26 protein-coding genes and 1 riboswitch are annotated in these 23968 nt (G+C 44.7%); of the genes, 12 read left to right on the top strand and 14 right to left on the bottom strand.

What is annotated here, in order from left to right:
* Positions 1-41: 41 nt before the first annotated feature.
* Positions 42-1358 (bottom strand): adenosylhomocysteinase, encoded by a 1317-nt coding sequence (ahcY, locus tag K7G75_RS01395; protein ID WP_222982000.1) that lies wholly within the window; start codon positions 1356-1358, stop codon positions 42-44.
* A 74-nt stretch (positions 1359-1432) separates the two neighbouring features.
* On the opposite strand from ahcY, the gene K7G75_RS01390 reads away from it, so the two are divergent.
* The 6 genes from K7G75_RS01390 to K7G75_RS01365 all read left to right on the top strand — a co-directional run bounded on the left by K7G75_RS01390 (position 1433) and on the right by K7G75_RS01365 (position 8538).
* Positions 1433-2074, top strand: a complete 642-nt coding sequence (locus K7G75_RS01390) for a 4'-phosphopantetheinyl transferase family protein (RefSeq protein WP_222981999.1) — start codon at positions 1433-1435, stop codon at positions 2072-2074.
* Positions 2075-2119: 45 nt separating this feature from the next.
* On the top strand, positions 2120-2380 hold the full coding sequence (locus K7G75_RS01385; RefSeq protein ID WP_222981997.1) for a YkoF family thiamine/hydroxymethylpyrimidine-binding protein: 261 nt from the start codon (positions 2120-2122) through the stop codon (positions 2378-2380).
* Positions 2364-2999: a nicotinamide riboside transporter PnuC gene (gene pnuC, locus K7G75_RS01380; protein ID WP_222981995.1), complete on the top strand. Its 636-nt coding sequence runs from the start codon at positions 2364-2366 to the stop codon at positions 2997-2999. Before K7G75_RS01385 ends, pnuC begins: the two co-directional genes overlap by 17 nt.
* The gene (locus K7G75_RS01375) at positions 2960-5059 is read left to right on the top strand and encodes a DUF4301 family protein (RefSeq protein ID WP_222981993.1); all 2100 of its coding nucleotides are present in this window, start codon (positions 2960-2962) and stop codon (positions 5057-5059) included. Before pnuC ends, K7G75_RS01375 begins: the two co-directional genes overlap by 40 nt.
* An 88-nt stretch (positions 5060-5147) precedes the next feature.
* Positions 5148-5240: riboswitch (TPP riboswitch) on the top strand.
* A gap of 82 nt (positions 5241-5322) precedes the next feature.
* Complete coding sequence (locus K7G75_RS01370) at positions 5323-7494, top strand: TonB-dependent receptor (RefSeq protein ID WP_222981991.1); 2172 nt, start codon at positions 5323-5325, stop codon at positions 7492-7494.
* A 42-nt stretch (positions 7495-7536) separates the two neighbouring features.
* The gene (locus tag K7G75_RS01365; protein WP_222981989.1) at positions 7537-8538 is read left to right on the top strand and encodes a Gfo/Idh/MocA family protein; all 1002 of its coding nucleotides are present in this window, start codon (positions 7537-7539) and stop codon (positions 8536-8538) included.
* 4 nt (positions 8539-8542) lie between these two features.
* Here K7G75_RS01365 and K7G75_RS01360 read toward each other — a convergent pair whose 3' ends face one another.
* Positions 8543-8986, bottom strand: a complete 444-nt coding sequence (locus tag K7G75_RS01360; protein WP_222981988.1) for a Rieske (2Fe-2S) protein — start codon at positions 8984-8986, stop codon at positions 8543-8545.
* 184 nt (positions 8987-9170) lie between these two features.
* Here K7G75_RS01360 and greA point away from each other — a divergent pair, with 184 nt between their 5' ends.
* Complete coding sequence (gene greA / locus K7G75_RS01355; protein ID WP_222981987.1) at positions 9171-9647, top strand: transcription elongation factor GreA; 477 nt, start codon at positions 9171-9173, stop codon at positions 9645-9647.
* 66 nt (positions 9648-9713) lie between these two features.
* Positions 9714-10106, top strand: a complete 393-nt coding sequence (locus K7G75_RS01350; RefSeq protein ID WP_222981986.1) for an HIT family protein — start codon at positions 9714-9716, stop codon at positions 10104-10106.
* Here the strand turns inward: K7G75_RS01350 and K7G75_RS01345 are convergent.
* Both K7G75_RS01345 and K7G75_RS01340 read right to left on the bottom strand, forming a co-directional pair.
* Positions 10099-10449, bottom strand: coding sequence for a hypothetical protein (locus tag K7G75_RS01345; RefSeq protein ID WP_222981985.1), 351 nt, complete (start codon positions 10447-10449; stop codon positions 10099-10101). The two genes, K7G75_RS01350 and K7G75_RS01345, sit on opposite strands and share 8 nt — an antisense overlap.
* A 3-nt stretch (positions 10450-10452) precedes the next feature.
* Positions 10453-11604, bottom strand: a complete 1152-nt coding sequence (locus K7G75_RS01340; RefSeq protein WP_222981984.1) for a sensor histidine kinase — start codon at positions 11602-11604, stop codon at positions 10453-10455.
* Between the two features lie 123 nt (positions 11605-11727).
* Between K7G75_RS01340 and K7G75_RS01335 the strand changes: the two genes are divergently transcribed.
* From K7G75_RS01335 to aat, 3 genes are read left to right on the top strand one after another with little or no spacing between them, the layout of a single operon-like run.
* Positions 11728-12105: a DUF3127 domain-containing protein gene (locus K7G75_RS01335; RefSeq protein WP_222981983.1), complete on the top strand. Its 378-nt coding sequence runs from the start codon at positions 11728-11730 to the stop codon at positions 12103-12105.
* Between the two features lie 6 nt (positions 12106-12111).
* Positions 12112-13491 (top strand): short-chain fatty acid transporter, encoded by a 1380-nt coding sequence (locus K7G75_RS01330; protein WP_222981982.1) that lies wholly within the window; start codon positions 12112-12114, stop codon positions 13489-13491.
* A 24-nt stretch (positions 13492-13515) separates the two neighbouring features.
* Entirely contained in the window at positions 13516-14184 is a 669-nt protein-coding gene (gene aat / locus K7G75_RS01325; RefSeq protein WP_222981981.1) for a leucyl/phenylalanyl-tRNA--protein transferase, read from the top strand.
* A gap of 1 nt (position 14185) precedes the next feature.
* On the opposite strand, the gene K7G75_RS01320 is transcribed toward aat, so the two are convergent.
* The 8 genes from K7G75_RS01320 to K7G75_RS01285 all read right to left on the bottom strand — a co-directional run bounded on the left by K7G75_RS01320 (position 14186) and on the right by K7G75_RS01285 (position 20981).
* Positions 14186-15844 carry an alpha-glucosidase gene (locus tag K7G75_RS01320; RefSeq protein ID WP_222981979.1) on the bottom strand — a complete coding sequence of 553 codons (1659 nt, stop codon included), beginning with the start codon at positions 15842-15844 and terminating at the stop codon, positions 14186-14188.
* Between the two features lie 17 nt (positions 15845-15861).
* Entirely contained in the window at positions 15862-17520 is a 1659-nt protein-coding gene (locus K7G75_RS01315; protein WP_222981978.1) for a solute:sodium symporter family transporter, read from the bottom strand.
* A 113-nt stretch (positions 17521-17633) separates the two neighbouring features.
* Entirely contained in the window at positions 17634-18326 is a 693-nt protein-coding gene (locus tag K7G75_RS01310; RefSeq protein ID WP_222981976.1) for a DUF2490 domain-containing protein, read from the bottom strand.
* Positions 18307-18849 (bottom strand): hypothetical protein, encoded by a 543-nt coding sequence (locus tag K7G75_RS01305; RefSeq protein WP_222981975.1) that lies wholly within the window; start codon positions 18847-18849, stop codon positions 18307-18309. The genes K7G75_RS01310 and K7G75_RS01305 overlap by 20 nt, the downstream gene beginning before the upstream one ends.
* A gap of 25 nt (positions 18850-18874) precedes the next feature.
* Positions 18875-19438, bottom strand: a complete 564-nt coding sequence (locus K7G75_RS01300) for a DNA-3-methyladenine glycosylase I (protein WP_222981974.1) — start codon at positions 19436-19438, stop codon at positions 18875-18877.
* 31 nt (positions 19439-19469) lie between these two features.
* A complete protein-coding gene (locus tag K7G75_RS01295) occupies positions 19470-20432 on the bottom strand; it encodes a sodium-dependent bicarbonate transport family permease (protein ID WP_222981973.1) in 963 nt (320 codons plus the stop codon).
* A 3-nt stretch (positions 20433-20435) separates the two neighbouring features.
* Positions 20436-20729: a hypothetical protein gene (locus K7G75_RS01290; RefSeq protein WP_222981972.1), complete on the bottom strand. Its 294-nt coding sequence runs from the start codon at positions 20727-20729 to the stop codon at positions 20436-20438.
* 12 nt (positions 20730-20741) lie between these two features.
* Positions 20742-20981 (bottom strand): hypothetical protein, encoded by a 240-nt coding sequence (locus tag K7G75_RS01285; RefSeq protein ID WP_222981971.1) that lies wholly within the window; start codon positions 20979-20981, stop codon positions 20742-20744.
* 81 nt (positions 20982-21062) lie between these two features.
* Between K7G75_RS01285 and K7G75_RS01280 the strand changes: the two genes are divergently transcribed.
* The gene (locus tag K7G75_RS01280) at positions 21063-21986 is read left to right on the top strand and encodes a LysR family transcriptional regulator (RefSeq protein ID WP_222981970.1); all 924 of its coding nucleotides are present in this window, start codon (positions 21063-21065) and stop codon (positions 21984-21986) included.
* Positions 21987-21995: 9 nt separating this feature from the next.
* On the opposite strand, the gene K7G75_RS01275 is transcribed toward K7G75_RS01280, so the two are convergent.
* Together K7G75_RS01275 and K7G75_RS01270 are read right to left on the bottom strand one after the other, a co-directional pair.
* Positions 21996-22352, bottom strand: coding sequence for a hypothetical protein (locus K7G75_RS01275; RefSeq protein WP_222981969.1), 357 nt, complete (start codon positions 22350-22352; stop codon positions 21996-21998).
* Positions 22315-23754: an NADP-dependent isocitrate dehydrogenase gene (locus K7G75_RS01270; protein WP_222981967.1), complete on the bottom strand. Its 1440-nt coding sequence runs from the start codon at positions 23752-23754 to the stop codon at positions 22315-22317. The genes K7G75_RS01275 and K7G75_RS01270 overlap by 38 nt, the downstream gene beginning before the upstream one ends.
* Positions 23755-23968 lie beyond the last annotated feature (214 nt).

Below are 23968 nucleotides of genomic sequence, written 5' to 3'. Positions count from 1 at the left end.
GCATAATGCCAGGTTTTTTATTTTAGGTTACTTTCTGAGACCTAATACCTATAATAATCAGGTTTATATGGCCCCTCAACGGTGACCCCGATATACTCCGCTTGATCCTTTTTGAGCTCGGTAAGCTCCGCACCCAAACGGGCCAAATGGAGCTTGGCCACTTTTTCATCCAAATGCTTGGGAAGGGTGTACACCTCATTTTCGTATTTGTCACTGTGGTTCCAAAGCTCGATCTGGGCCAAGGTTTGGTTGGTGAACGAGTTGCTCATCACAAAACTGGGATGGCCGGTGGCACAACCCAAGTTAACCAATCGGCCTTCGGCCAGAACAACCACATCCTTTCCATTTATGGTGTATTTATCCACCTGTGGCTTTATCTCATCTTTGGTATGCCCATAGGCGGCATTTAACCAAGCCATGTCGATTTCGTTGTCAAAATGCCCAATGTTGCACACAATGGCCTTGTCCTTCAAAGCACGGAAATGTTCTTCACGAATGATGTCCTTGTTTCCAGTGGCGGTGATGACCACATCGGCATTGGAGATCACGGTTTCCAATTTCTTGACCTCGTAACCATCCATACAAGCTTGAAGCGCACAAATTGGGTCAATTTCGGTAACGGTCACAATGGACCCCGCTCCGCGGAATGAGGCTGCAGTACCTTTGCCAACATCACCATAACCCGCAACAACGACACGCTTTCCGGCCAACATGGTATCCGTGGCCCTGCGGATGGCATCCACGGCACTTTCGCGGCAACCATATTTGTTGTCAAATTTGGATTTGGTCACAGAATCGTTCACATTGATGGCCGGCATGGGCAACGTCCCTTTTTTCACACGTTCGTAGAGACGGTGTACCCCAGTGGTGGTTTCTTCTGAAAGGCCCTTTACCCCAGCGGCCAGTTCAGGATATTTGTCCAGAACCATGTTCGTCAGGTCACCTCCATCATCCAAAATCATGTTCAGGGGCTTTCTATCCTCCCCAAAGAACAAGGTTTGCTCAATGCACCAGTCAAATTCCTCCTCTGTCATTCCCTTCCAGGCATAAACAGGAACGCCAGTGGCGGCGATAGCTGCAGCAGCATGATCCTGGGTTGAGAAGATATTGCAGGAACTCCAGGTGACCTCAGCGCCCAGGGCCGCCAAGGTCTCTATCAACACGGCTGTTTGAATGGTCATGTGGAGACATCCGGCAATTCTGGCACCCTTAAGGGGCTGCTCCTTTCCGTACTCTTTACGCAGTGCCATAAGGCCCGGCATTTCCGCTTCGGCCAGCTCAATTTCTTTTCGTCCCCAATCCGCTAGGGAAATATCCTTCACCTTGTAGGGTACAAATGGAATTGTCTTTATGCTCATACTTTATATAAATTTACTTTTGTAGCTTCGTTTTTATAGCGCAGCAAAGATACGAAATCACCTAACTAATAGTCGTGCCCATTTACAAAACCATAACAGTTTCACCAACAACTTCGGTATATATTTGGAAGGTAACCGAAGATGAGGACATACTTTCAAAAGGTGTGGAGCTGACTCTCCATTGCCAAAACCGTATGGATGGGATGAAATCCGAGGCCCACAGAAGGGCATTTTTGAGTATAAGACACTTAATGGCCTTGGCTGGCTATGTGGACAGCGACCTATACTATGATGATTTTGGAAAACCCCATTTAAGGGATGGCAGCCATATTTCCATTACCCACTCGCACAATTTCACCGGGATTATCGTAAGCAGTTCCGATGAGGTGGGCATCGATATTGAGATGCAACGTGAAAAGATACTGCGTATCGCGCACAAATTTACCCCTATTGAGGAGTATAGGACCTTGGCCAATACCGAGGCGATCATTAGAAAACTTACCATTGTCTGGGGGGCCAAGGAATCATTGTATAAAATTTACGCGCAACAGGGACTCAGTTTTTTGCAACATATCGATGTCATCGATTTTACCTTCGATGATGCCAGAACAGTGGCGGAGATTATGTACAAAGGCAAAAAATCCCATTATGAGATCGAATTTTTGGAGTTCGAGGGATTCACTTGCGTATATGCTTTGAAAATGATGGGTGGATGACGGTTTGTTTTAGTAGTTTTGCCCCTGAAAAATTAAGCATGCCTCATGAAAATATCCGTCGAGCTCACCCTCACCCCGCTTCAAGATGATTTTGAACCACCCATTATAAATTTCATCAAAAAATTAAGGAACTCTGGACTTACCGTGTTGGAAAACCCATTGAGCACACAGGTTTATGGCGACTATGATCAAGTCATGGGACTGCTTCAATCCCAGATCAGGGATACGTTTGAGAATTTGGAACATGTGGTCCTGTCCATGAAGCTCGTGAAATCCGACAGAAGCGACTATGAACCCCATTTTTGAGTTTTTTCTTGGCCCTTACCAGGACAGGGAACTTTCCCTGATTATTCTTGAGGGCACTGCCTTTTTCTTTGGTATAGCCAGTGTGGTGTATGCGAAAAAAGAAGACATCATGGTCTACCCTACAGGGCTGGTTGCAACGGCCATAACCACCTATATTTTCTTTACAGATCGGTTGTTGGGCGATATGATGATGAACTTCTACTTTTCCGTGATGAGCATTTATGGATGGTGGAACTGGTCACGGAGAAAACAGAACAGGGAGTTGGTGGTTCACATCTCCAGGACCAATGCCCGGGAAAAGTGGATAGGTTTCGCTTTTTTCTTGATCACCATACTTATTACCTATGGAGTTTACAAGGCGTTTGGGGCCGAAATAGAAACTACAAATTATGTGGACATTTTTACGTCGGGCATCTTTTTCACGGCCATGTGGTATATGGCCACCAAAAAATTGGAGAACTGGACACTATGGATTTTGGGTGACCTGATAACCGTTCCGTTATACGCATATAGGGGATGGGGGATGTTTTCATTGCAATACCTTATCTTCACAATACTGGCAATCCAGGGATATCTAGCATGGAAGAAAAACTTGGGCAAGAGCCTTCAAACCTCATAAAAGTTGTTCTGTTCGGACCGGAGTCCACAGGGAAGACCACCTTGGCCAAGGAACTGGCTGAACACTACAACACCCAATGGGTCCCTGAATATGCCCGGGAATATCTTCAACAGAAATGGGACAGGCAACAAAAAACCTGTGAGCCTAAGGATTTATTGCCCATAGCTTACGGTCAAATGCGCTTGGAGAACCACCTGTCCAAGTCTGCCGATAAGATACTCATTTGCGACACTGACCTTTTAGAGACCAAAGTTTATTCGGAAGCCTACTATGTGGGCCATTGCGACCCTGTTTTGGAAAAATATGCTTTGCAGAACCAGTACCATCTATACTTGCTCACCTACATTGATATTCCCTGGGAAAAAGATGACCTTAGGGACAAACCCGATGAGCGTGAAAGGATGTTTGCCTATTTTAAGGAAACCCTGGAGAAATATGATCGGAATTTTATTATTTTAAAGGGGGATAAGGCATCTCGGCTTTCCATAGCAATCGAATACATTGACAAACTGCTCAAAAACATGATAGACTTAAGTGCAAAAGATTTGGAACAACTCGAAAAAAAGGGAATTTCCAAGGAAAAAGTGGCCAATCAGATTGAAACCTTTAAAGAAGGCATTCCTTTTGTAAACCTTGTAAGGGCAGCGGTGGTGTCCGATGGCATTCTCAGGTTTTCCAATCAACAGCAAAAGGAACTCATCCAATATTTTGAGGAACATCGGGGAGATTTAGACCTGCTCAAGTTTGTTCCGGCTTCCGGTGCTGCATCCAGAATGTTCAAGGCCATGTTCAACTTTGTGGAGGCCTACAACCCCTCTAAGGAAACACTTTCAAAGTATATCGAGAGAACCGGGGATAAGGATGCACAAAGGTTCACTGCGCACATGCACAAGTTTCCGTTTTACGATTTGATCATGGAACGAATCAAGGGAAGGGCAAGAAATGATGATGAAAAAGCCTATCTGTTCGTCAAAGAAATGTTGATGGAGACCGGGCTTAACTACGGATTTTATCCCAAGGGATTGTTACCCTTCCACAAATATGGAATGGAAAGTGCAACGCCCTTTAAAGAGCATCTCAAGGAAGCGGCCCTTTATGCCAAAACGGATGGGAAGGCACATCTCCACTTCACGGTTTCCGAACAGCATGATGATATGTTCAGGGAAGAGGAAGCCAAGGTAAGCCCTAAAATAGCCTCGGCCACTAATACTATATTTAAAGTTTCCTATTCCAACCAGAAACCATCTACGGATACCATTGCGGTGGATATGGAGAACAAACCCTTCAAGAACAGCGATGGCTCCATTTTGTTCCGTCCGGGAGGGCATGGGGCACTGATAGAAAACTTGAACGACCAGGATGCCGACATCATTTTCATCAAGAACATTGACAATGTGGTGGTAGAACAAAACTTGGATGAGGTGGCCAATAGCAAAAAAATGTTGGCGGGGGTGCTGAAGAAAGTCCAGGACAAGGCTTTTGAGTCCGCAAGAAAACTTGAAAGCGATCATCTTTCCCGCAACGAAGCCGCTGCGATAAAGAACTTCTTGGAGCAGGAACTCAATGTAAGATTTCCGAAGAGATACGAAAACTTGGACTTTGAAAGTCAACTTTCAATTTTAAGGGATAAAATAAACCGTCCCATAAGAATATGTGGTATGGTCAAGAACGAAGGGGAACCTGGCGGCGGTCCATTCTGGATCCAGGATGGCGATGGAAACATCAGCCTTCAGATCATTGAATCGGCCCAAATAGACATGTCCATTGATGAACAGGTAGGAATTCTAAATAATTCAACACATTTTAACCCCGTAGATCTGGTATGTGGTGTGCGGAACCATAAAGGTGAAAAATATAATCTTCTTGATTTTGTGGATCACAAACAAGGTTTTATCACTGGAAAGACCCAAGAGGGCAAGGAACTGAAAGCCTTGGAACTTCCTGGTCTCTGGAACGGCGGGATGGCCTTTTGGAACACAATTTTTGTAGAGGTTCCCTTGGTCACCTTCAATCCAGTAAAAACCGTGAACGATTTGCTAAAACCTTCGCACCAGGCCTAGCCCGTATGTGGAAATCCATATTTTTTTCCCTCCTGGCAAGATAACTCACCTTTCATTATGAAATGAAGCTCGCACATACTACTTTTGTAGTATCTCAAAGGGGTGCTTTTTTTAAAGGCTGAGATTATACCCAATGAACCTGGGCGGGTAATGCCGCCAAGGGAATGCGCAAAACGCATCTTGGAATTTCTGTGTTTCCTTAGAAACAAAAATCAATTATCAACAAGAATAATGACCCCTTTTATTCGTAACATTTTTTACGAATGAAGAGTTTATTCACAACTATGGCCCTGTTTGGGCTGGCACTCTGTTTGAGTGCACAAGAGGAACCAACGGATTCTTTACAGGGAAAAAAAGTGGTGCTGGACGAGGTTCTGGTGCAGGCCATTCGTGTGACCAAGGAGTTCCCCATTACATTTTCCAATTTGGATGATGAGGAAATCGCCATCAGAAATCTGGGACAGGACATCCCCATTTTAATGAACTACATGCCGGCAGTGGTTACGACCTCCGATGCGGGCGCCGGAGTGGGCTACACCGGAATCAGGGTCCGTGGCAGCGATGCGACACGAGTAAACGTGACCATCAATGGTATCCCGTACAACGATGCCGAGTCCCAAGGTACATTTTGGGTGAATATGCCCGATTTTGCCTCCTCCACTCAAAGTCTTCAATTGCAGCGGGGTGTGGGAACATCAACCAATGGTGCGGGAGCGTTTGGTGCCAGTCTTAACCTTTTGACGGACGGTTTTTCAGAAGAAGCCTTCGGACAGATATCGTCATCCGTAGGGAGTTTCAGTACATTTCGGAACAATGTGAAGTTCAGTACGGGCCTGCTCAACGAGCATTTTGAATTGTCTGGGCGGTTATCAAGGATTACCTCGGACGGATATATTGATCGCGCAAGATCGGAATTGGAAAGTTACTTTCTTCAGGGAGTCTACAAAGACGAAAATACGTTGGTGAAGGCCTTGCTTTTTGGAGGTCATGAGATCACCTACCAATCTTGGTTTGGCATCGATGCCGAAACTTTACGGACAAATAGGACATTCAACCCAGCAGGAATTTACACTGATGAAAATGGGAATACCCAGTTTTATGACAAGGAAGAGGACAATTATAAGCAGGACCATTTTCAGTTGCATTGGAATGAGAATCTCAATGCATATTGGAACACCAACTTGGCCCTGCATTACACCAGGGGGCGGGGCTATTTTGAGCAGTTTCGGGAAGACGATGATTTTGCCACCTACGGCTTTGAACCCATTACCGTAAATGGTGAGGAAGTCAATACCACGGATTTGATTCGAAGAAGATGGCTGGACAACGATTTCTATGGATTTGTTTTTTCAACAACATATAATAAGGACAGACTGCAGTTGATTTCAGGTGGAGGCTACAACATTTATGAAGGTGATCATTTTGGGGAGGTGATTTGGGCTCAGTTTGCCTCTGATAGTGAAATACGTGACAGATATTACGAAGACAATTCCAGAAAAACAGATTTGAATGTCTACGTGAAGGCAAACTACCAATTGGCCAAAAAGTGGTCCCTTTTCGGGGATTTGCAATACCGTGGAGTCGCCTACAGCGCCAATGGAGAGGACACCGGATTGGTGGATGACACCTTCAATTTCTTCAATCCCAAAGCCGGTGTCACTTTCGATTTGAACCGTAACAACAATCTCTATTTTTCGTACGCCAGGGCCAATCGGGAGCCCAATCGGAACGATTACGAGAACGGAAATCCAAGACCTGAACGATTAAATGACTTTGAGTTGGGCTGGCGCTACGTCTCACCAAGTTTTCAGGTGAATACCAATGTATATTACATGCGGTACAAAGATCAGTTGGTGCTCACAGGCGAGCTCAATGATGTTGGGGCACCGCTCCGTGCCAATGTGGGGGACAGTTACCGACTGGGCCTGGAAGTGGATGCAAATATCGATTTGGGAGACAAATGGGCCATTCGGCCAAATATAGCATTAAGCGATAACCGCAATATTGATTTTATTTTTCAAAGGGATGGTGAAATACAAAATTTGGGAAATACCAAGATTGCCTATTCCCCTCAAGTTGTTGCTGGAAATATCCTGACGTATCAACCCAATCAAAAACTACAGTTGTCCCTTTTATCAAAATTTGTGGGAGAACAGTTCATGGGCAATATCGACGCAGAGGCCTCTATTTTGGACAGCTATTCCCAGACCGATTTCAATGTTCAATATGAATGGACGACGAACTCATTTATAAAGAGCATTGTACTTTCTGGGCTGGTGAACAACATTTTTGATGCGGACATTGTTTCCAACGGCTATTTTTTCACATTTGATGATGATTTCTCCAATCCAGGGACGGTGACCACAGTGGAGGGTGCAGGATTTTATCCACAGGCTGGGATCAACTTCTTGGTTGGGGCAACGTTCAATTTTTAGAGCGGGCTAGTACTATTTTAGGGGATTCTTTACTTTTAGGTTATGGTGGAATCCCCTTTTTCCTTTTCGGAGACAAATCCCTTGCGATGGGGTGTTATTGGTTGTGGGAGCGTGACAGAGAAAAAAAGTGTTCCCGCTTACCAAATCGTGCCGGGATTCGAGATTGAAATGGTGATGCGCAGAAATGCGGAAAAGGCCAAAGACTATGCGCAAAGGCACAGAATACCCCTTTGGACCACCGATGCCAGGGAAGTAATTGAAAACCCCAACGTAGACGCCATCTACATAGCAACACCTCCAGATTCGCATAAATATTACGCCCTTCAAGTGGCAGCGGCAGGAAAACCATGTTGTATTGAAAAACCGATGTCCCCTATCTATCCGGATAGCCTGAAAATTCAAGGGGCCTTCGAGCAACGGAATCTTCCCCTTTTTATCGCGTATTATCGAAGATCATTGCCAAGGTTCCTCAAAATAAAACAGTGGTTGGATGAAGGGCTGATAGGCGAAGTGGAACACATATTTTGGGAAAAGACCAAACCTCCAAGCACCATGGACCTTGGTGGTGACTATAACTGGAGAACCGATAAAAAGGTGGCCCCTGGGGGTTATTTTGATGATTTGGCCAGCCACGGTCTGGATTTGTTCATCTTTTTGTTGGGCAACATCAAAGAAGCCCATGGAACTGCTAGAAACCATCTGGGATTGTATTCCGCGTTCGATGCGGTTTCCGGTAGCTGGTTGCACGAAAATGGAGTAACGGGCAAAGGCATCTGGAATTTTGGGGCCCGCCATAGGGTTGATAGGGTAGAAATTAGGGGGTCAAAAGGAAAAATACACTTTTCTGTATTGGACGAAGCACCATTGGAGTTGCAGAACGCCTTGGGTCAGCAAATCATTGAAATTCCCAACCCCGAACACATTCAACAATACCACGTGGAAAACATAAAAAACCATCTGCTGGGTAGGGGAATGCACCCATCAACAGGAAAAACGGGAGTGCATACCAGCTGGGTAATGGATAGGATTTTGGGCAAGCTCTAAGAAATCAGTTGGAGATGGTAACCGTATTACCACTTTGGGTAGCACGATAGAAGAGCAGATCGTAATATCTATTGCCGTCATTGGGCCGGTCCAATTGTTGTCCGGTAAAAAGGCTGTAGGTGTATCCCTCACAATCGCAAACCACGGTTTGACCTTCAATCTCCATGGTCGAGCAGCTGTTTGGCGCATGGTTCGGGCAACTGGCCTCAAAAGCCACAAACTGGTTGCCGCTCAATCCGGCCTTCATCACAAAAGCACCTCGGGTGCCCACGCCACTGTTCCCCACATATACAGGATTACCAATATTGTTCAACCCACTGTACAGGGGCAGGTTTAGGTTAAGATCAAACCGAAAACCCACCTCTTGAAGAAACGGATTTCGGTTGGTGCTATCCGAATCACAGGAAAACAAAAGCACAAGTAGGACTAAGCTAAAAAATCGGCTCATAGCATGTATTTCAAAGGGTTGCTTGGACAAAGTTGAGCAAAAAATACCTATATTTGCGTTAAATCCTCGCAAAAAACCATGCAGGTCGTGGTGGCAGTTGAGGATTTTTTGTATCTGCGACTAAATGGTGCATTGGGGGTATTTTTTATTTCCTTCAATGTGCTTTTGTATTAAAAATGACGACATGGGCAAAGTATCTTATTATACAGAGGAGGGATTGAAGAAATTGCGTGAAGAGCTCAACCACTTGAAAGATGTGGAGCGGCCCAAGGCTTCGCAGGCCATTGCAGATGCCAGGGACAAGGGGGACCTTTCGGAGAACGCGGAATATGATGCGGCCAAGGAGGCCCAAGGACTGTTGGAAATGAAAATATCCAAGTTGGAGGAAACGCTTTCCAATGCCCGATTGATTGATGAATCTCAGCTTGACAATTCCAAGGTATTGGTCTTGTCAACGGTAAAACTAAAGAACCGGGCCAACGGTATGGAAATGAAGTACACTTTGGTCGCGGAAAGTGAGGCAGATTTAAAGTCAGGTAAAATCTCGGTGACCTCTCCGATAGGAAAGGGGCTTTTGGGAAAATCTGTAGGAGAAACAGCTGAAATTCAAGTACCCAACGGAAAGTTAAAGTTGGACATTTTGGAAATAACACGAGAATAGAAGCTGTTAAAATCCTTATATTTAATCCCGTCAATCAACGGGATTTTTTATTGTAGACCAAGCCTCATGCCAAGTATATTCACCAAAATAATTACCGGAGAAATTCCCTGCTACAAAATTGCGGAGGATGCTGATAACTTTGCTTTTTTGGATATCAACCCCAATGCCCAAGGGCATACGCTCTGTGTTCCAAAAAAGGAAGTGGACAAGATATTGGACATGGATGAGGCAGCCTATATGAAACTGATGGCATTTTCCAGAAAAGTGGGTAGGGCCATCGAAGCCGCCATTCCCTGTAAACGGGTCGGGATGTCCGTGATAGGTCTTGAGGTCCCCCATGTGCACGTGCACTTGATTCCACTACAAAGTATGCAGAATGCCACTTTTCAGCATAAGGTGAGCATGACCCCGGAAGAGTTTGAAAATACTGCCTCAAAAATCAGGAAACACCTTAAATAAGTCCTTCCATATATAAATAAACTCCCGCTGCCACAAGGGCTATCATCAAAATAAGAAGGACAAAAAACAACCAAGTAAACCGTACAGACGACCTATCTGGTTCCACCAACTTGTTGTAATACTCAAAAACACGTTCAATATCTGGGGTCCATTTCACCGGATAGATAATGGAATGACACTTTTTGCACTGGATTTCATGGGTTACCAAGTTAGTGGTCCTGTGGAACAGTGCGTTGTAGGTGTGCTTTTGGTAAAAAGTGAGCTCAAGCTCTTGGTTAAAACACTCGGGGCAGTTGTTGGTTATGTCCGCCTCCTTGATTGCAATTCTTTTTTCCTTTGCCATAGTTCATTGTTCATTAGATTTTAGGGTAATCTGCATAATGGTACCTTCCCTATTGGACGAAAGCACCCTAACTTTTCCTTTGTGGTATTCTTCCACAATACGTTTGACCAAAGATAGGCCCAATCCCCAACCTCTTTGTTTGGTGGTAACCCCAGGGCTGAAGATGTTCTGAAAATCACTTTTGGGAATCCCATGCCCCGTATCTGAGACGAGGATGTGCACCAATTGGCCCTTTTTCTCGATTTGGATTCCAATACTTCCCTTTCCCTTCATGGCATCAATGCCATTTTTTACCAAATTTTCGATGCTCCAATTATACAAGGGAGGGTTCAGCAGCACGGGAAGCTGCTCAATATTGCTGCTAAACGAGAAATGCACCAGTTTGGAACTTCTACGTTTTAGGTATTCATACGCTTTTTTGGTCTCTTGTACTATGTCATGCACTTCCAGATCGGGAATGGAGCCTATTTTGGAGAAACGTTCCGTAATGGTCTCAAGACGACCGATGTCCTTTTCTATCTCCTTGGGAATGTCCGGGTTGATGTTTTCGGATTTCAACAATTCGTTCCAACCCAAAAGCGACGTTAAGGGGGTTCCAATCTGATGTGCCGTCTCCTTGGCCATGCCCGCCCAAAGCTTATTTTGTTCCGAGGCCTTGTTCGTTTTAAAGAAAAAGAAAATGACGGCCCCAAAAAGAAAAATAATCAATAATAGAGCCAGCGGATAGTATTTCAGCTTGTTCAAAACCTCCGAATTGCCATAATAAAGTGTCTCCAGAAGTTCTCCCTCCTGAACAATTTGAATGGGTTGGTTCTCATTTCTAAATTGCCGTATCTTTTTTTGGATATAGACACTGTCCGCAGCTTTTTCCTCAGGTATGTTGTGGGTTTTGATGGAACCTTCCTCGTTCACCAAAATCATGGGGGTTGATGTGTTGTTTCCCATCACCTTCAAGGTAAGGTTGCCCAGTTCTTGGTCCACGGAAGATTGGATGAGTTCCAATTGTGCCGTGGCCCAGATTTCCATTTTTAACCGCTCCTCTTCCTTGAACTTCTTGAAAAAGCTGTTGGTATTCCATAAAATGAGACTTACGATCACAAAGGCCGAAATCAAAAGCACAATGTAGGAAGCCTTCTTTTTGGGGCTAAAGTTCATTTTTATGCAGAATTGTGAATAAAGATAGCGGAAAATGGAAAACATGTTGATACTTCCTTTACCCCAACCTGGATATTGGGACTCATTTTGTGTACATTTGAGGCTCATAAAAAAATGCCTTTCATGGAAGTTCAGGGAAGAATCAAAATGATAGATGAAACCAAAACCTTCGGGAACAATGGTTTCAGAAAAAGAGAAATGGTCGTTACTACGGAAGAGCAGTATCCCCAGCATATTTTGGTGGAGTTTGTTCAGGATAAATGCGATTTGTTGAACAATTATCAGGTTGGACAGCAAGTAAAGGTGAGCATCAATTTAAGGGGTAGGGAATGGGTGAACCCACAAGGGGAAACCAAGTATTTCAATTCAATTCAAGGATGGCGCATTGAAAATATTGAGGCGGCCCAAGGAGAACAGAACATGCCTCCGGTACCACCCATGGAAGCCTTTGAACCGGTGGATGATTTGAACGAAGAAGAGCACGACGACCTCCCATTCTAATCCGTTTTGGGCGTTACCAGGGCCATAGAGCAACTTTTTGGTAGGTTTTTACCCAGCCCGTTCACCATTGCCATTCTACTCACCATTGTCACCATGGCAATGGCGTTGGTTTTTACAGAAAACACATCGGAGGACAACCATTTTTTTGCCATTATGTCCCTTTGGGAACATGGTATATGGAACAATGGCCTCTTGGTTTTCGCCTACCAGATGATGCTCATTCTGGTTTTGGGCCATGTTCTTGTCCTAAGCCGTCCCATGGAAATTCTTATCCAGAGAATTACGAGGCTGGTGACCAATTCCAGCAATGCAGCCCTATTGGTTGCCCTGCCCACTACGTTGGTCGCTTTTTTCAATTGGGGGCTTGGACTTATTTTTGGGGCCATTCTGGCCAGAAAGGTGGGGGAATATGCAAAAGAGCATAACATTCCGATTAACTATCCGCTTATCGGAGCCTGTGGTTACGCCGGCTTGATGGTCTGGCATGGGGGGATCAGCGGCTCGGCACCCATAAAGGTTTCGGAGCAGGGCCATTTGGCTTCGCTCATGGAGGGAGTTTCCCAGGAGGGATTTTTGGACAAACTTCCCGATGCGATTTCCACTTCGCTCACCATTTTCAGTTATTGGAACCTCATGCTTTTTGCTGCGGTGGGAATCTCAATAGTGCTTGTGGCCTACTATTTGGGTAAAAAGACAGATGCTACTAACATCGATTTGCCCCAATACAGATTCAAAACTTTTGACGGAAAAAAGAATGTAAGTGGAGCCGAAAAACTGGACCGTTCAAGATGGCTTTCAACAGTATTCGGCCTTTTGATACTCACAGCCTTCCTGATCCAATATATACCAGATCTCAAATCCTTGAACGTTACACCCAACATGCTCAATTTTTTTATGCTGGGATTGGCCATTGTGCTTCATGGTAGTTTCAGGAGTTTTCTTGGGGCCGTGGAGGAGGCGATTGGGGACGTGGCAGGAATCCTGATTCAATTTCCATTGTATTTTGGCATCATGGGCATCATGGCGGGCAGTGGCATGATCACTGCCATTTCCGATTTCTTTGTTTCTGTTAGCTCACCTACCACCCTGCCCATTTTTACCTTTTTTAGCGCCGGATTGGTCAATATTTTTGTTCCCAGTGGAGGAGGGCAATGGGCCGTGCAGGGACCTTTGGTTCTGGAGTCGGCCATGCAATTGGGAGTTCCTCTGCCCAAGGCGGTCATGGCCTTGGCCTATGGGGATCAGGTCACAAATATGCTCCAGCCCTTCTGGGCACTTCCATTATTGGGCATCACTAAACTGAAGGCCAAGGAAATATTGCCCTACACCCTAATTTTCATGGTGATAGGCAGCTTAATTTACGTAGTGGGTCTTCTAATTTTTTAGCACTGTTCGTATTTTTGTCAAAAATTGCCCTTGGAAAATACAGGAAATAAATTTCCACTTCATTTTTTGGGAGAACGATTGGAATTTCCTCCTGCGGACCAGGCCAATCAAGACGGTCTTTTGGCGGTGGGTGGGGATTTGTCCACGGAACGCTTATTGCTCGCATACAAAAGCGGCATTTTTCCTTGGTTCACTGAAGATGCCTTGATTCTATGGTGGAGTCCAGATCCTCGGATGGTGCTCTTCCCGGAAAAGATAAAAATATCAAAAAGCATGTGCAAAGTGATGCGCGATAAGCGGTTTGAACTGACACAGAACACCTGTTTTGAAGCGGTGGTGGAGGCCTGTTCCCTCGCAGAGCGCAAAGGTCAGCAAGGAACCTGGATCACGGAAAAAATGAAATTGGCCTATTCCGAACTTTTCAAAAAGGGATACGCCAGATCTTATGAAGTATGGGATAATCGGAAACTCGTAGGCGGGCTCTACGGGGTGGATCTGGGCCACATTTTCTGCGGGGAAAGTATGTTCAGCCTTGTTCCAAATGCATCCAAGTTCGCTTTCATCAAATTGGCGCAGGAACTTGGTAAAAAAAGATATCGTTTGATTGATTGCCAAGTGTACACCACACATTTGGAAAGTCTTGGTGCGGAGGATATTCCAAGAAAAAAGTTTTTGGAAATTTTGAAGACCTAGGTCATGATCGTTTTAGAATTTTGCTCTGCCATGCGCCCAAGCTGAATTTTTCCGACGCAAAGGTATCACTGTTGGATTTGATCAGCGCGTATTCCTCTTCCGGCAAATCCGTGTCGAAGGTTTGGGGGGCATCGCCAAAATTATGCAAAATGAGAAAGTCTCCCTCTTCATCCCAGCGCCGATATACATAGAGTTGGGGATGTTCGCCATCCAGGCACTCGTAGTCACCGTAAACCAGGGTTGGATTGGCTTTTCTAAAAGCGATCATTTCCCGATAAAAGTTCAAAATGGAACTTGGGTCCTCTTCTTGCTGGGCCACATTGATGCGGGTGTAGTTCGGGTTCACCCTTAACCAAGGGGTTCCTGTACTGAATCCGGCATTTTTTTTATCGTTCCATTGCACAGGAGTCCGGGCATTGTCCCGGCTCTGTGAATGTACAATGGACATAAATGCATTCATGTTCTGACCGTTCTGTTCAGCTTCTTTCCATGCGTTTAGGGTTTCCACGTCATTGTAATCGGAAATATTCGGGTAGGCCACATTTGTCATGCCAATTTCATCCCCTTGATAAACATACACTGTCCCCCTCATGGTCAATAAAAGTGTTGCCAGCAACTTTGCTGACTCCCTATGATACTCGCCATCATCACCAAACCTGGAGACCATACGCGAAAAGTCATGATTTCCCAGAAAGATACTACCCCAGCCGCCATGTTTCAGTGCTTCATCCCATTGCGTAAAAACTTTTTTGAATTGATTAAGTGTGAAAGGCTGCGGATCATACTTTCCACCAATTCCGCAATCTATGAACATATGGTCAAAGTGAAACACCATATCCAGCTCCTTTCGATCCTCGCCCACATACAATGGCCCATTTTTTAAATCGATTCCCGGACCTTCCCCTACGGTCATTATATCATATTTGGAAAGTACTTCTTGGTTCATCTCCCGTAGGTATTGATGAATTTTTGGTCCGTTGGCATAGTTATGGACAATGGTATCCTGAAATTTTTCAAAGGTGGTGTCGGGCAGCCCATCCGGTTTGGAGATCAAGGAGATCACATCCATCCGGAAGCCATCCACCCCCTTTTTGAACCAGTATTCCACCACATCAAAAATTTCCTTTCTCACCTTGGGATTATCCCAGTTCAGGTCGGGTTGTTTTTTGGTAAAATAATGGAGATAGTATTGTTTGGTGGTGTCATCATATTGCCAGGCACTGCCACTGAAAAAGGAGGTCCAGTTGTTGGGCGGCCCACCATTTCTCCCATCCCTCCAAATGTAATAGTCCCTAAAGGGACTGTCCTTTGATTTTTTTGCCTCTTGAAACCAATGATGCTCATCCGAGGTATGGTTCGCCACAAGATCCATGACTAGCTTGAGTCCTTTTTGGTGCATTTGTTCCAAAAGGACATCAAATGCGGCCTGACCGCCAAAATCCTCAGAAATCTTTCTGTAGTGGCTAATGTCATAGCCATTGTCATCATTTGGGGATTCATAGATAGGGCAAAGCCATATCACATCAACCCCGAGGGATTTTATATAATCCAGTTTTTTGAGGATTCCTTGGATATCCCCCACTCCATTTCCTGTTGTATCCATGAACGAACGTGGGTATATCTGATACACCACGCTCTCTTTCCACCATTTTTTATTCATCAAGCTGCTTCGGCTGATTAAGAGAAGACAAAATATGTGCTAATTACCAAAATTGAAATGAAAGCGCCAATGACAAAGGCATATTTCCACGGGGTAATGTCGATTACATCCGTACTCTCCTCCTTGGTGATTTCTTTTTTGGGCTTTATCTTTCCGAAAAGCAGCATCACCAAAATATTGAAAACGAACAAGATGCCCATCACATGGAGATAGTGTGGGTAAGCTTCTGCCTTAATGATGCTGAGTTGGGCCGCATCGGTTATACCTTGGGCTTGGGCCAGTTCAACGGCACTTTCCCTAAAGCTGGGCTCTAAAATGAGCAAGCTGATCAGGTACAGGAGCACTCCACCAATCATGACCACCTTGGCACCAAGCGCAGGAACTTTTTTGGTCAAGATTCCTGTCATCACCACGGCCAAAATGGGCACACTTAAACTTCCCAACGATTGCTGAATATAACTGAAAAGCCCATCCGGGGCATTGGCAATAAAGGGTGCTATGATCATGGAAACAATACCCAGGCCAAGTCCAAAACGTTTTCCTGCCTTTACGGTCTCCATGTCGGAAGCATCTTTTTTGAAGAAGAATTTGTAAAGGTCGAAGCCAAACAGCGTGGCGCTGCTGTTCAGCAAACTGTTGAAGGAACTAAGGACGGCACCAAAAAGGACCGCGGCAAAGAACCCTGTTAAACTGGCTGGTAGCACTTTGGCCACCAGGGCCGGATATGCTTGATCGGGATTATCCAATTGTCCACTGAAAACATGCCAAGAGATTATACCTGGAACCACAACGATAATGGGAATAAGGAATTTGACAAAACCGGCCAAGAGCATTCCCTTTTGTCCTTCTTTTAAACTTTTTGCGCCAAAAACACGTTGCAAAATAGACTGGTTGGTGCCCCAATAATACACCTGTGCGAGCATCATTCCAGTAAAAACGGTGCCGAATGGTATGGATGAATCCACAGCACCCTTCATGACAAATTTATCTGGATTTGTTTCCCACAAGATGTTGAGGCCTTTTGAAAAACTTCCATCCCCAATAAGCATGAGTCCGAAAACCGGGATCAAAAGGCCGCCCACGAGCAGGCCGATCGCATTGATCAAATCGGATACCGCAACCGCCTTCAATCCTCCGAAAATGGCATAGACCATACCGATAAGGCCAATGGACCAAACACATATCCAAATCACTGTCCAAGGAGTCATTCCCAACACTTCGGGCAAATCGAACATGGTACTGAAAGCCAGGGAACCTGAATACAATATGGTTGGCAAAAGTACCACACCATAGGCAAAAAGGAACAATATGGAAAGCAGCGCTTTGGTCTGCTTATCGAATCTATTTTCTATAAATTCTGGAATGGTAGTGATTCCCTTTTTCATGTATTTGGGAAGCAGGAAAATCGCGGTAAATACCATGGCGATTGCTGCCAATGTTTCCCAGGCCATTACCATGAGACCTTCTGAAAAGGCCTGTCCGTTAAGGCCCACAATCTGCTCAGCGGATAAATTGGTCAACAACAGGGAGCCTGCAATTGTCACTGCGCCAAGGGAGCGCCCTCCCAAATAATATCCATCCGCTGATTTTTCATCGGTTTTACGAGTGGCATACCAGGCCACAACGGCCACAAATAGTGTGAATCCCGTGAAGGAAATAAGTGTAAGTACTCCCATGTCAGTAAATCAAGTTAGTTTGTGTTGATTCCAGAAAGATAGAGAAATTTCCATGTGATTATAAAAATTAAGCTTGATTTTTTGTTCAACACATTGAAAATCAACAATATATTTTATTTTAGGGACCATTGGGCACTGGTCAGGAAGAACAGCACGTTATCTGGATTTTGTGCACCATAGTCTTCCAATCGATACTCTATCCCCATTTGAAGATTCAGTCCCTTATCCAGACGCCAGCCAATTTGGGCGTTCAAGCGAACATCATATTCTGGCTGTTCACTTTTGGCCGCACTCAACAGTTTTTCAAGGCTGCACGCCAAAAAGGGTTCCCCCAAATCAAGCTTTTCTCCTTGTAGCGGAAAATCCGTTGCGAACCGATACCGAAAACGGTGGATCGTGGATGGACCAATAATCCGTTGTTCGGCCCTAAACCGGTGTCCAAGGCGTACCACCAAGGGTTTGTGGGTAACGTTGTATTGTTGGGTAAACCTTAACTCATTTTCATTGTTCTCAAACACATCCCTAAACCGATATTGTATTCCCAGTGCCAGGCTTTGATTTTCCCTTAAATCCAAGTTGGAAAAGTGGGCCAAATCGAGTTGTCTCCCCCGAAATTTGGTCACACCCTCATCCACCAAGAACATCCGGTGGATCAGTGCAAAATTATGGGAGTAGTTCTGGCTCACGGGATAGTTGATCGCCACTTGGGGCTGCCAATACGAAGTAAAGTTCCGTTGTCCAAAAAACAGGGTAGACCATAAACAGGACAGTAACAAAGTGGACCAACTAGTAGAGGAGATGGTCATAACCCGGATTTAGTGATTTTCTGAGCTTCAATAATTTGCCGTTGGCATGAAACAGACCTTCGTAGGACATGAATCGACTATCCTTTTTTGCTGAAAAAATGATTTCATAATGGATATCTGGCAAAATAAGATTTTGAAAAGCGTCCTTGATCCGTTGCTTTGGGGGAGCTTCCAGCAATGGGTACTGTTGCTGTATTTTCTTGATTTTTACTTTTTCAAACGTATCATTAAGCTGCTGGGTGATACGGTCCCAGCTCTCTTCTGGCACATCGTTCTTTTTGATTATGAACTCCACATCCTCCAATGTGCCGTCATCGCTGAACTCGACGCTATAATAAAGTCTATCCTTTTTGAACTTTACTTCATAACTGGTTTTTAGACTGTCCACTTCGCGATAGAATCGAATCCTTTTTGCACTTTCAAAATAAGGGTTGACCAAAGCCAGGGCTTTTTCTGGAAAATCGGACATTGCAATGCTTATTTCCTGTTCGAATTTGTTCTGTGAGAACAAAACGAGAGGCATACAGCATAATAGAAAAGAAAGAGGGCTAGACTTCATGATACCTAAAACATCTTGTTTCGTGGTCGTTTACCATGCCAGTGGCCTGCATGTGGGCATAGATTACTGTGCTGCCAACAAATTTGAACCCCCGCTTTTTTAGGTCTTTACTTATGGCATCTGACAGGGGAGTCGTTGCAGGGGCATGCTTATAATTTTTCCAGTTATTCTTTATGGGCCTGCCATCCACAAAACCCCAAATATAATCGCTGAAGCTTCCGAATTCTTTTTGGACATCCATGAAGGCACGTGCATTGGAAACCGTGGCGCGAACCTTCAATTTGTTTCTGACAATACCGGGATCTCCCAGTAAATCAACAATCTTGTCTTCGCCATAGCCCGCAATCTTTTTAAAATCAAAACCATCGAAGGCTCGCCTAAAGTTTTCCCGTTTTCTCAATATGGTTATCCAACTCAATCCGGCTTGAAAGGTCTCCAGGACCAGGAACTCAAAAAGTGTGGAATCGTCCTTTACAGGTACACCCCATTCCAGATCATGGTAGGCTTCATAGAGGGAGTCTCCAGCGCACCAACCGCAGCGATGTTTTTCCATAGGTTCTTGTTTTCATCAAAAATAGGTAAAATCAGAACCACTGTATGATTACCAGGTACAGGGGCATCCCCAATGTGATGTTAAAGGGGAAGGTGACCCCAAGCGCCATGGGCAAATAGAGACTGGGATTGGCTTTTGGGGCGGCAATCCTCATGGCTGCCGGTACGGCAATATAGGAAGCGCTGGCGGCCAGGATGGCGAACAGGAATCGATTGCCAATGCTGTCGGTAATGAACTGGCTGAACCATGCCACAAAACATCCGTTGATGATGGGAAGACCAATGGAGAAAACCATGGCAAACCATCCCTTTTTAATGAAATCGGCAAGTTTTTTGCCACTCGTAATGCCCATATCCAACAGGAAAACGGCCAAAAAGCCCTTAAAAATATCGGTGGTGAAGGGTTTAATGCCCTCTGCTTGTTGATCGCTGGCCAGAAAACCAATTACCAAACTGCCCAATATGAGCAACACACTGCCATTGGTAATGGAGTGGTGCAGCACTTTGGAGAGCTTTCCTTTTTCTTTCTTGTCTTTTCTGAAGAGGTTCATGAGCAGTACGCCAACGATTATGGAAGGGGCTTCCATCAGTGCCATTACGGCGACCATATGTCCTCCAAAGTCAATCTTTTCCATTTCCAGAAACGAAATCGCGGTCACAAAAGTGACCGCGCTTACCGATCCGTAGGCCGCTGCAATGGCCCCGGAATTCTCAACACTAAACTTACGCCTTAGAATAAAGTAGGCAAAAATGGGAATGGAAATTGCCAAGACCACCCCAAATACTAGAGACCATACAATCTCCATATTAAATTGGCTGTGGGACAGCTCCAAACCCCCTTTGAAGCCAATGGCAAAAAGAAGGTAAAGAGAGATGAACTTTGACGAGTTCTGTGGAATTTCCAGATCGCTCTTAACCTGTACCGCAAAAATCCCCAGAAAGAAAAACAGCAAAGCTGGGTTGGTAAGGTTATCCACCAACAGGTGAAGATCCATTAATTAGTCTTCTAAGGTTATTTTCAGAATTCCATCAATTCGGAGTCTTTTTCCTTCCTCTCTAACGCTGTTGATGAAATCCTTTGCAATTTTCTTTTCTCTTTCAAGTTCCTTTATCCTTTCATCAGGAAATTTGGTGTTGGCATTTTTGTTGCCCTCGCACCACGATAGGCGCTGGAGTTTGTGAAAGTTGATCTTCTCATCGAGCAGGGCCTGGATCACGTCGTTTGCCTCGGAAGGCGTGAAGCTGCCATCCACCAATTGGATTTTTTGTTTTGTTGCTATTATTGTTTCCATGATATTGATTTATTAATATGATCTTTTAACTTGATTTTTGCCCATTAGATGTATGAACATCAGTCCGAAAACTATGGCCATTGAGATACAGAGCCATCCAAAGAACAGATAATTATTAAGCGCGGAGAGCAGTAGCACAAACCCGAACATAAAACCCATTAGGGTAAAGTATAGCGGATAGTAGCGCTCTGGATTTTTTGTTTTCTCCTTATCCAGCGAAAGCCTGGAATCTTGTATTACTTTTTCAGCCATGATTGATATTTTCTGCAAATCTCTGGTAAATTATTTATATAATTTTATTTATATTTATTATGTTTTATATTATAAATATTTATGAATTATACATTAAACCAACTCCGTATTTTTCTTAAAATAGTTGAAAAACAGAGCATTACGAAGGCTTCGGAGGAGCTTCACCTAACCCAGCCCGCCGTGTCAATTCAGCTGAAAAATTTTCAAAATCAGTTCCCGATCCCATTGACCGAGGTAGTGGGAAGACAACTTTTCATCACCGATTTTGGAGAGGAAATTGCGGATACCGCAAGACGGATTCTACGGGAGGTGGACAGTATCAACTACAAGCTGATGGCGTACCAAGGTGAGTTGGCTGGACGGTTGAAAATATCCGTGGTCTCCACCGGAAAGTATGTTATGCCCTACTTTCTTTCCAGTTTTATGCGAGACAATCCAGGGGTGGATTTGATGATGGATGTTACCAACAAAGCTCAGGTAGTGGAAAGCCTGGAAGAAAATCTGGTGGATTTTGCACTGGTGAGTGTATTGCCACAGCATTTGAATTTGAACAAAGTTAGCCTTATGAAGAACATTCTTCATTTGGTGGGCAATCCCAAATATTTTGGCAAGGTCAAATTGAGCAAAAGCGCTTTTTCAAAAGATACACCATTGATTTTTCGGGAAAAGGGATCTGCTACCCGGGCCGCCATGGAAACCTATCTTGCCCAGAGGAATATTACAGTCACAAAAAAAATTGAGCTTACCTCCAACGAGGCCGTTAAACAGGCGGTGATAGCGGGGCTGGGTTGCTCCATTATGCCCTTGATCGGGGTGAACAACGAACTGAGGAAGGGGGATCTTAAAATAATGCCCTTAAAGGACCTTCCTGTGATTACCACCTGGAATCTGGTCTGGCTCCAAAACAAAAAACTGTCTCCGGTCGCACTTGCCCTTTTGGATCATGTTAATGCCACTAAGGAGGAAATAATTAAAGCCAATTTTGCCTGGGTGCACAACTACTAAGGGTACCTTTTACGGTTTCTTGGGCGTAATTTTGATGGTGCTGTTTATCTGGAGGTTCCAACCCTTGTTGCGGGCCTCCAAGACCAATCTGGTTACTTCCTGCTTGGCGGCTTTCAAAGTGTCTATGCGTTTTTGGGATAACTCAAGATCGTTGTTGCCGGTTTCCTTGAGGTTCAACAGCCTGACTTGATGAAATTTCATCTTGTAATTGAGAAGGGACAGCAGAACCTCTGCGGATTCTGCTGGTTCAAATTCACCTTCTACCAAGCTAACTTCAAATTTGGGATGAGCTGCTGACGGCTTGTTGGTTTGGGGCAGTATATTGGTTTTACTGCCCCTGAGCCATTGAAAAAGCTTGTTTTCCATTAAAGAAGTATAAGTTTTCGGTCTTGATCACATCAAGCTCGGTCGCTATTGCATTTTGCAACAATTGTGGTATATCGGCCTTTGATGGACGGATTCCATCTTCCAAAGCGATGAAACGGCAGCGCCAATGGTCCGTACAAAAGGTTTCCTCAAAACCGTTGGGCCAAACCTTGACACCTCGGTTTGTGATTACCTGTAACTTTAGGTCTTCGGTCTCTATCTGTTGCAACTTGGATGCAATTTCGTTGGGATTTTCTCCGGACCAATCCACAAAAAGGTCTACGCCCCTAAGTTGTTTATCACTGCGTTGCTTCCTAACTGCCTTTGGCACGCTAATGGGGGGGTTGTTCTCATACTTGACCTTGTTCAGCGTTTTGGGTTCCATGCCCAAATTGGCTATCACGGCATCGGCGAACTCTGAGGTGCCCACCTTCTTGCTGCTCGTGGCCTCATCATAAATATCATAGGTATGGATTCCATCCTCCATGGTCTTTAGCCAAGCGTTCTCGACTTTTTCGGCCACTTTGTTCTGTCCTAGGTGGTTCAGCATCATTATGGCTCCTTGGAGCAGACCTGAAGGATTGGCCAGGTTTTGACCCGCTCTTCGTGGGGCCGAACCGTGAATGGCCTCAAACATGGCGCAGCTTTCACCAATATTGGCAGAACCGGCCAAGCCAACTGAACCGGTAATCTGGGCCGCCACGTCCGATAGCACGTCGCCATAAAGGTTGGGCATCACGATCACGTCAAAAGTTTCAGGGGTATCGGCCAGCTTGGCTGCGCCTATATCCACAATCCAATGTTCGTTTTCAATCTCTGGATATTCTTTGGCAATTTCATCGAAAACCTGATGAAATAGCCCATCGGTCTGCTTCATGATGTTGTCCTTTGTGAAGCAGGTCACTTTTTTTCTTCCATATCCTTTGGCATATTCAAAAGCATAGCGAACTATTTTCTCACAGCCCGGTCGGCTGATAAGTTTGAGGCATTGTACCACTTCGTCTGTTTGCTGATGCTCTATTCCGGCGTAGAGGTCCTCCTCATTTTCCCTTATTATGACCACATCCATTTTGGGATGTTTGGTTTTGACAAAGGGGTGGATGCTGCGACATGGCCTAACGTTGGCGAACAGACCCAAGGATTTTCGGGTGGTCACGTTGAGACTTTTATAGCCACCTCCCTGGGGAGTGGTAATGGGAGCTTTCAAAAAGACTTTGTTCCTGCGGATAACATCCCAGGAATCCTTGGATATACCCGAGGTATTCCCTTGAAGATAAACGCTTTCCCCGACCTGAATCTCGTCGATTTCCAATTGGGCTCCGGCCGCCTTCAGTATTTTTAGGGTGGCATCCATGATTTCGGGACCGATTCCGTCCCCTTTTGCTATTGTAATTCTATCCATAGTTAAAACTTTGCAGCAAAATTGAAATTATTTTTACATATATTTTTATTTATATTAATTATCTATAACATTAAATAAATTAATATTTCATGTGGGCTTGTACCCCGATAAGCTGTGGAGGGCATTGGTACATAGCATGTTTAGCCCCCAACCCAAATGGGAAAGGGATAGCTATGCATATTTTTAAAGAAAGAACCACGTCAACGTGCAAAAT

The organism is Flagellimonas meishanensis (genome assembly GCF_019880545.1).
GTDB classification, from domain to species: Bacteria; Bacteroidota; Bacteroidia; order Flavobacteriales; family Flavobacteriaceae; genus Flagellimonas; species Flagellimonas meishanensis.
Note: the sequence above shows the minus strand (reverse complement) of the source record. Positions and strands in the feature narration are given on the sequence as shown.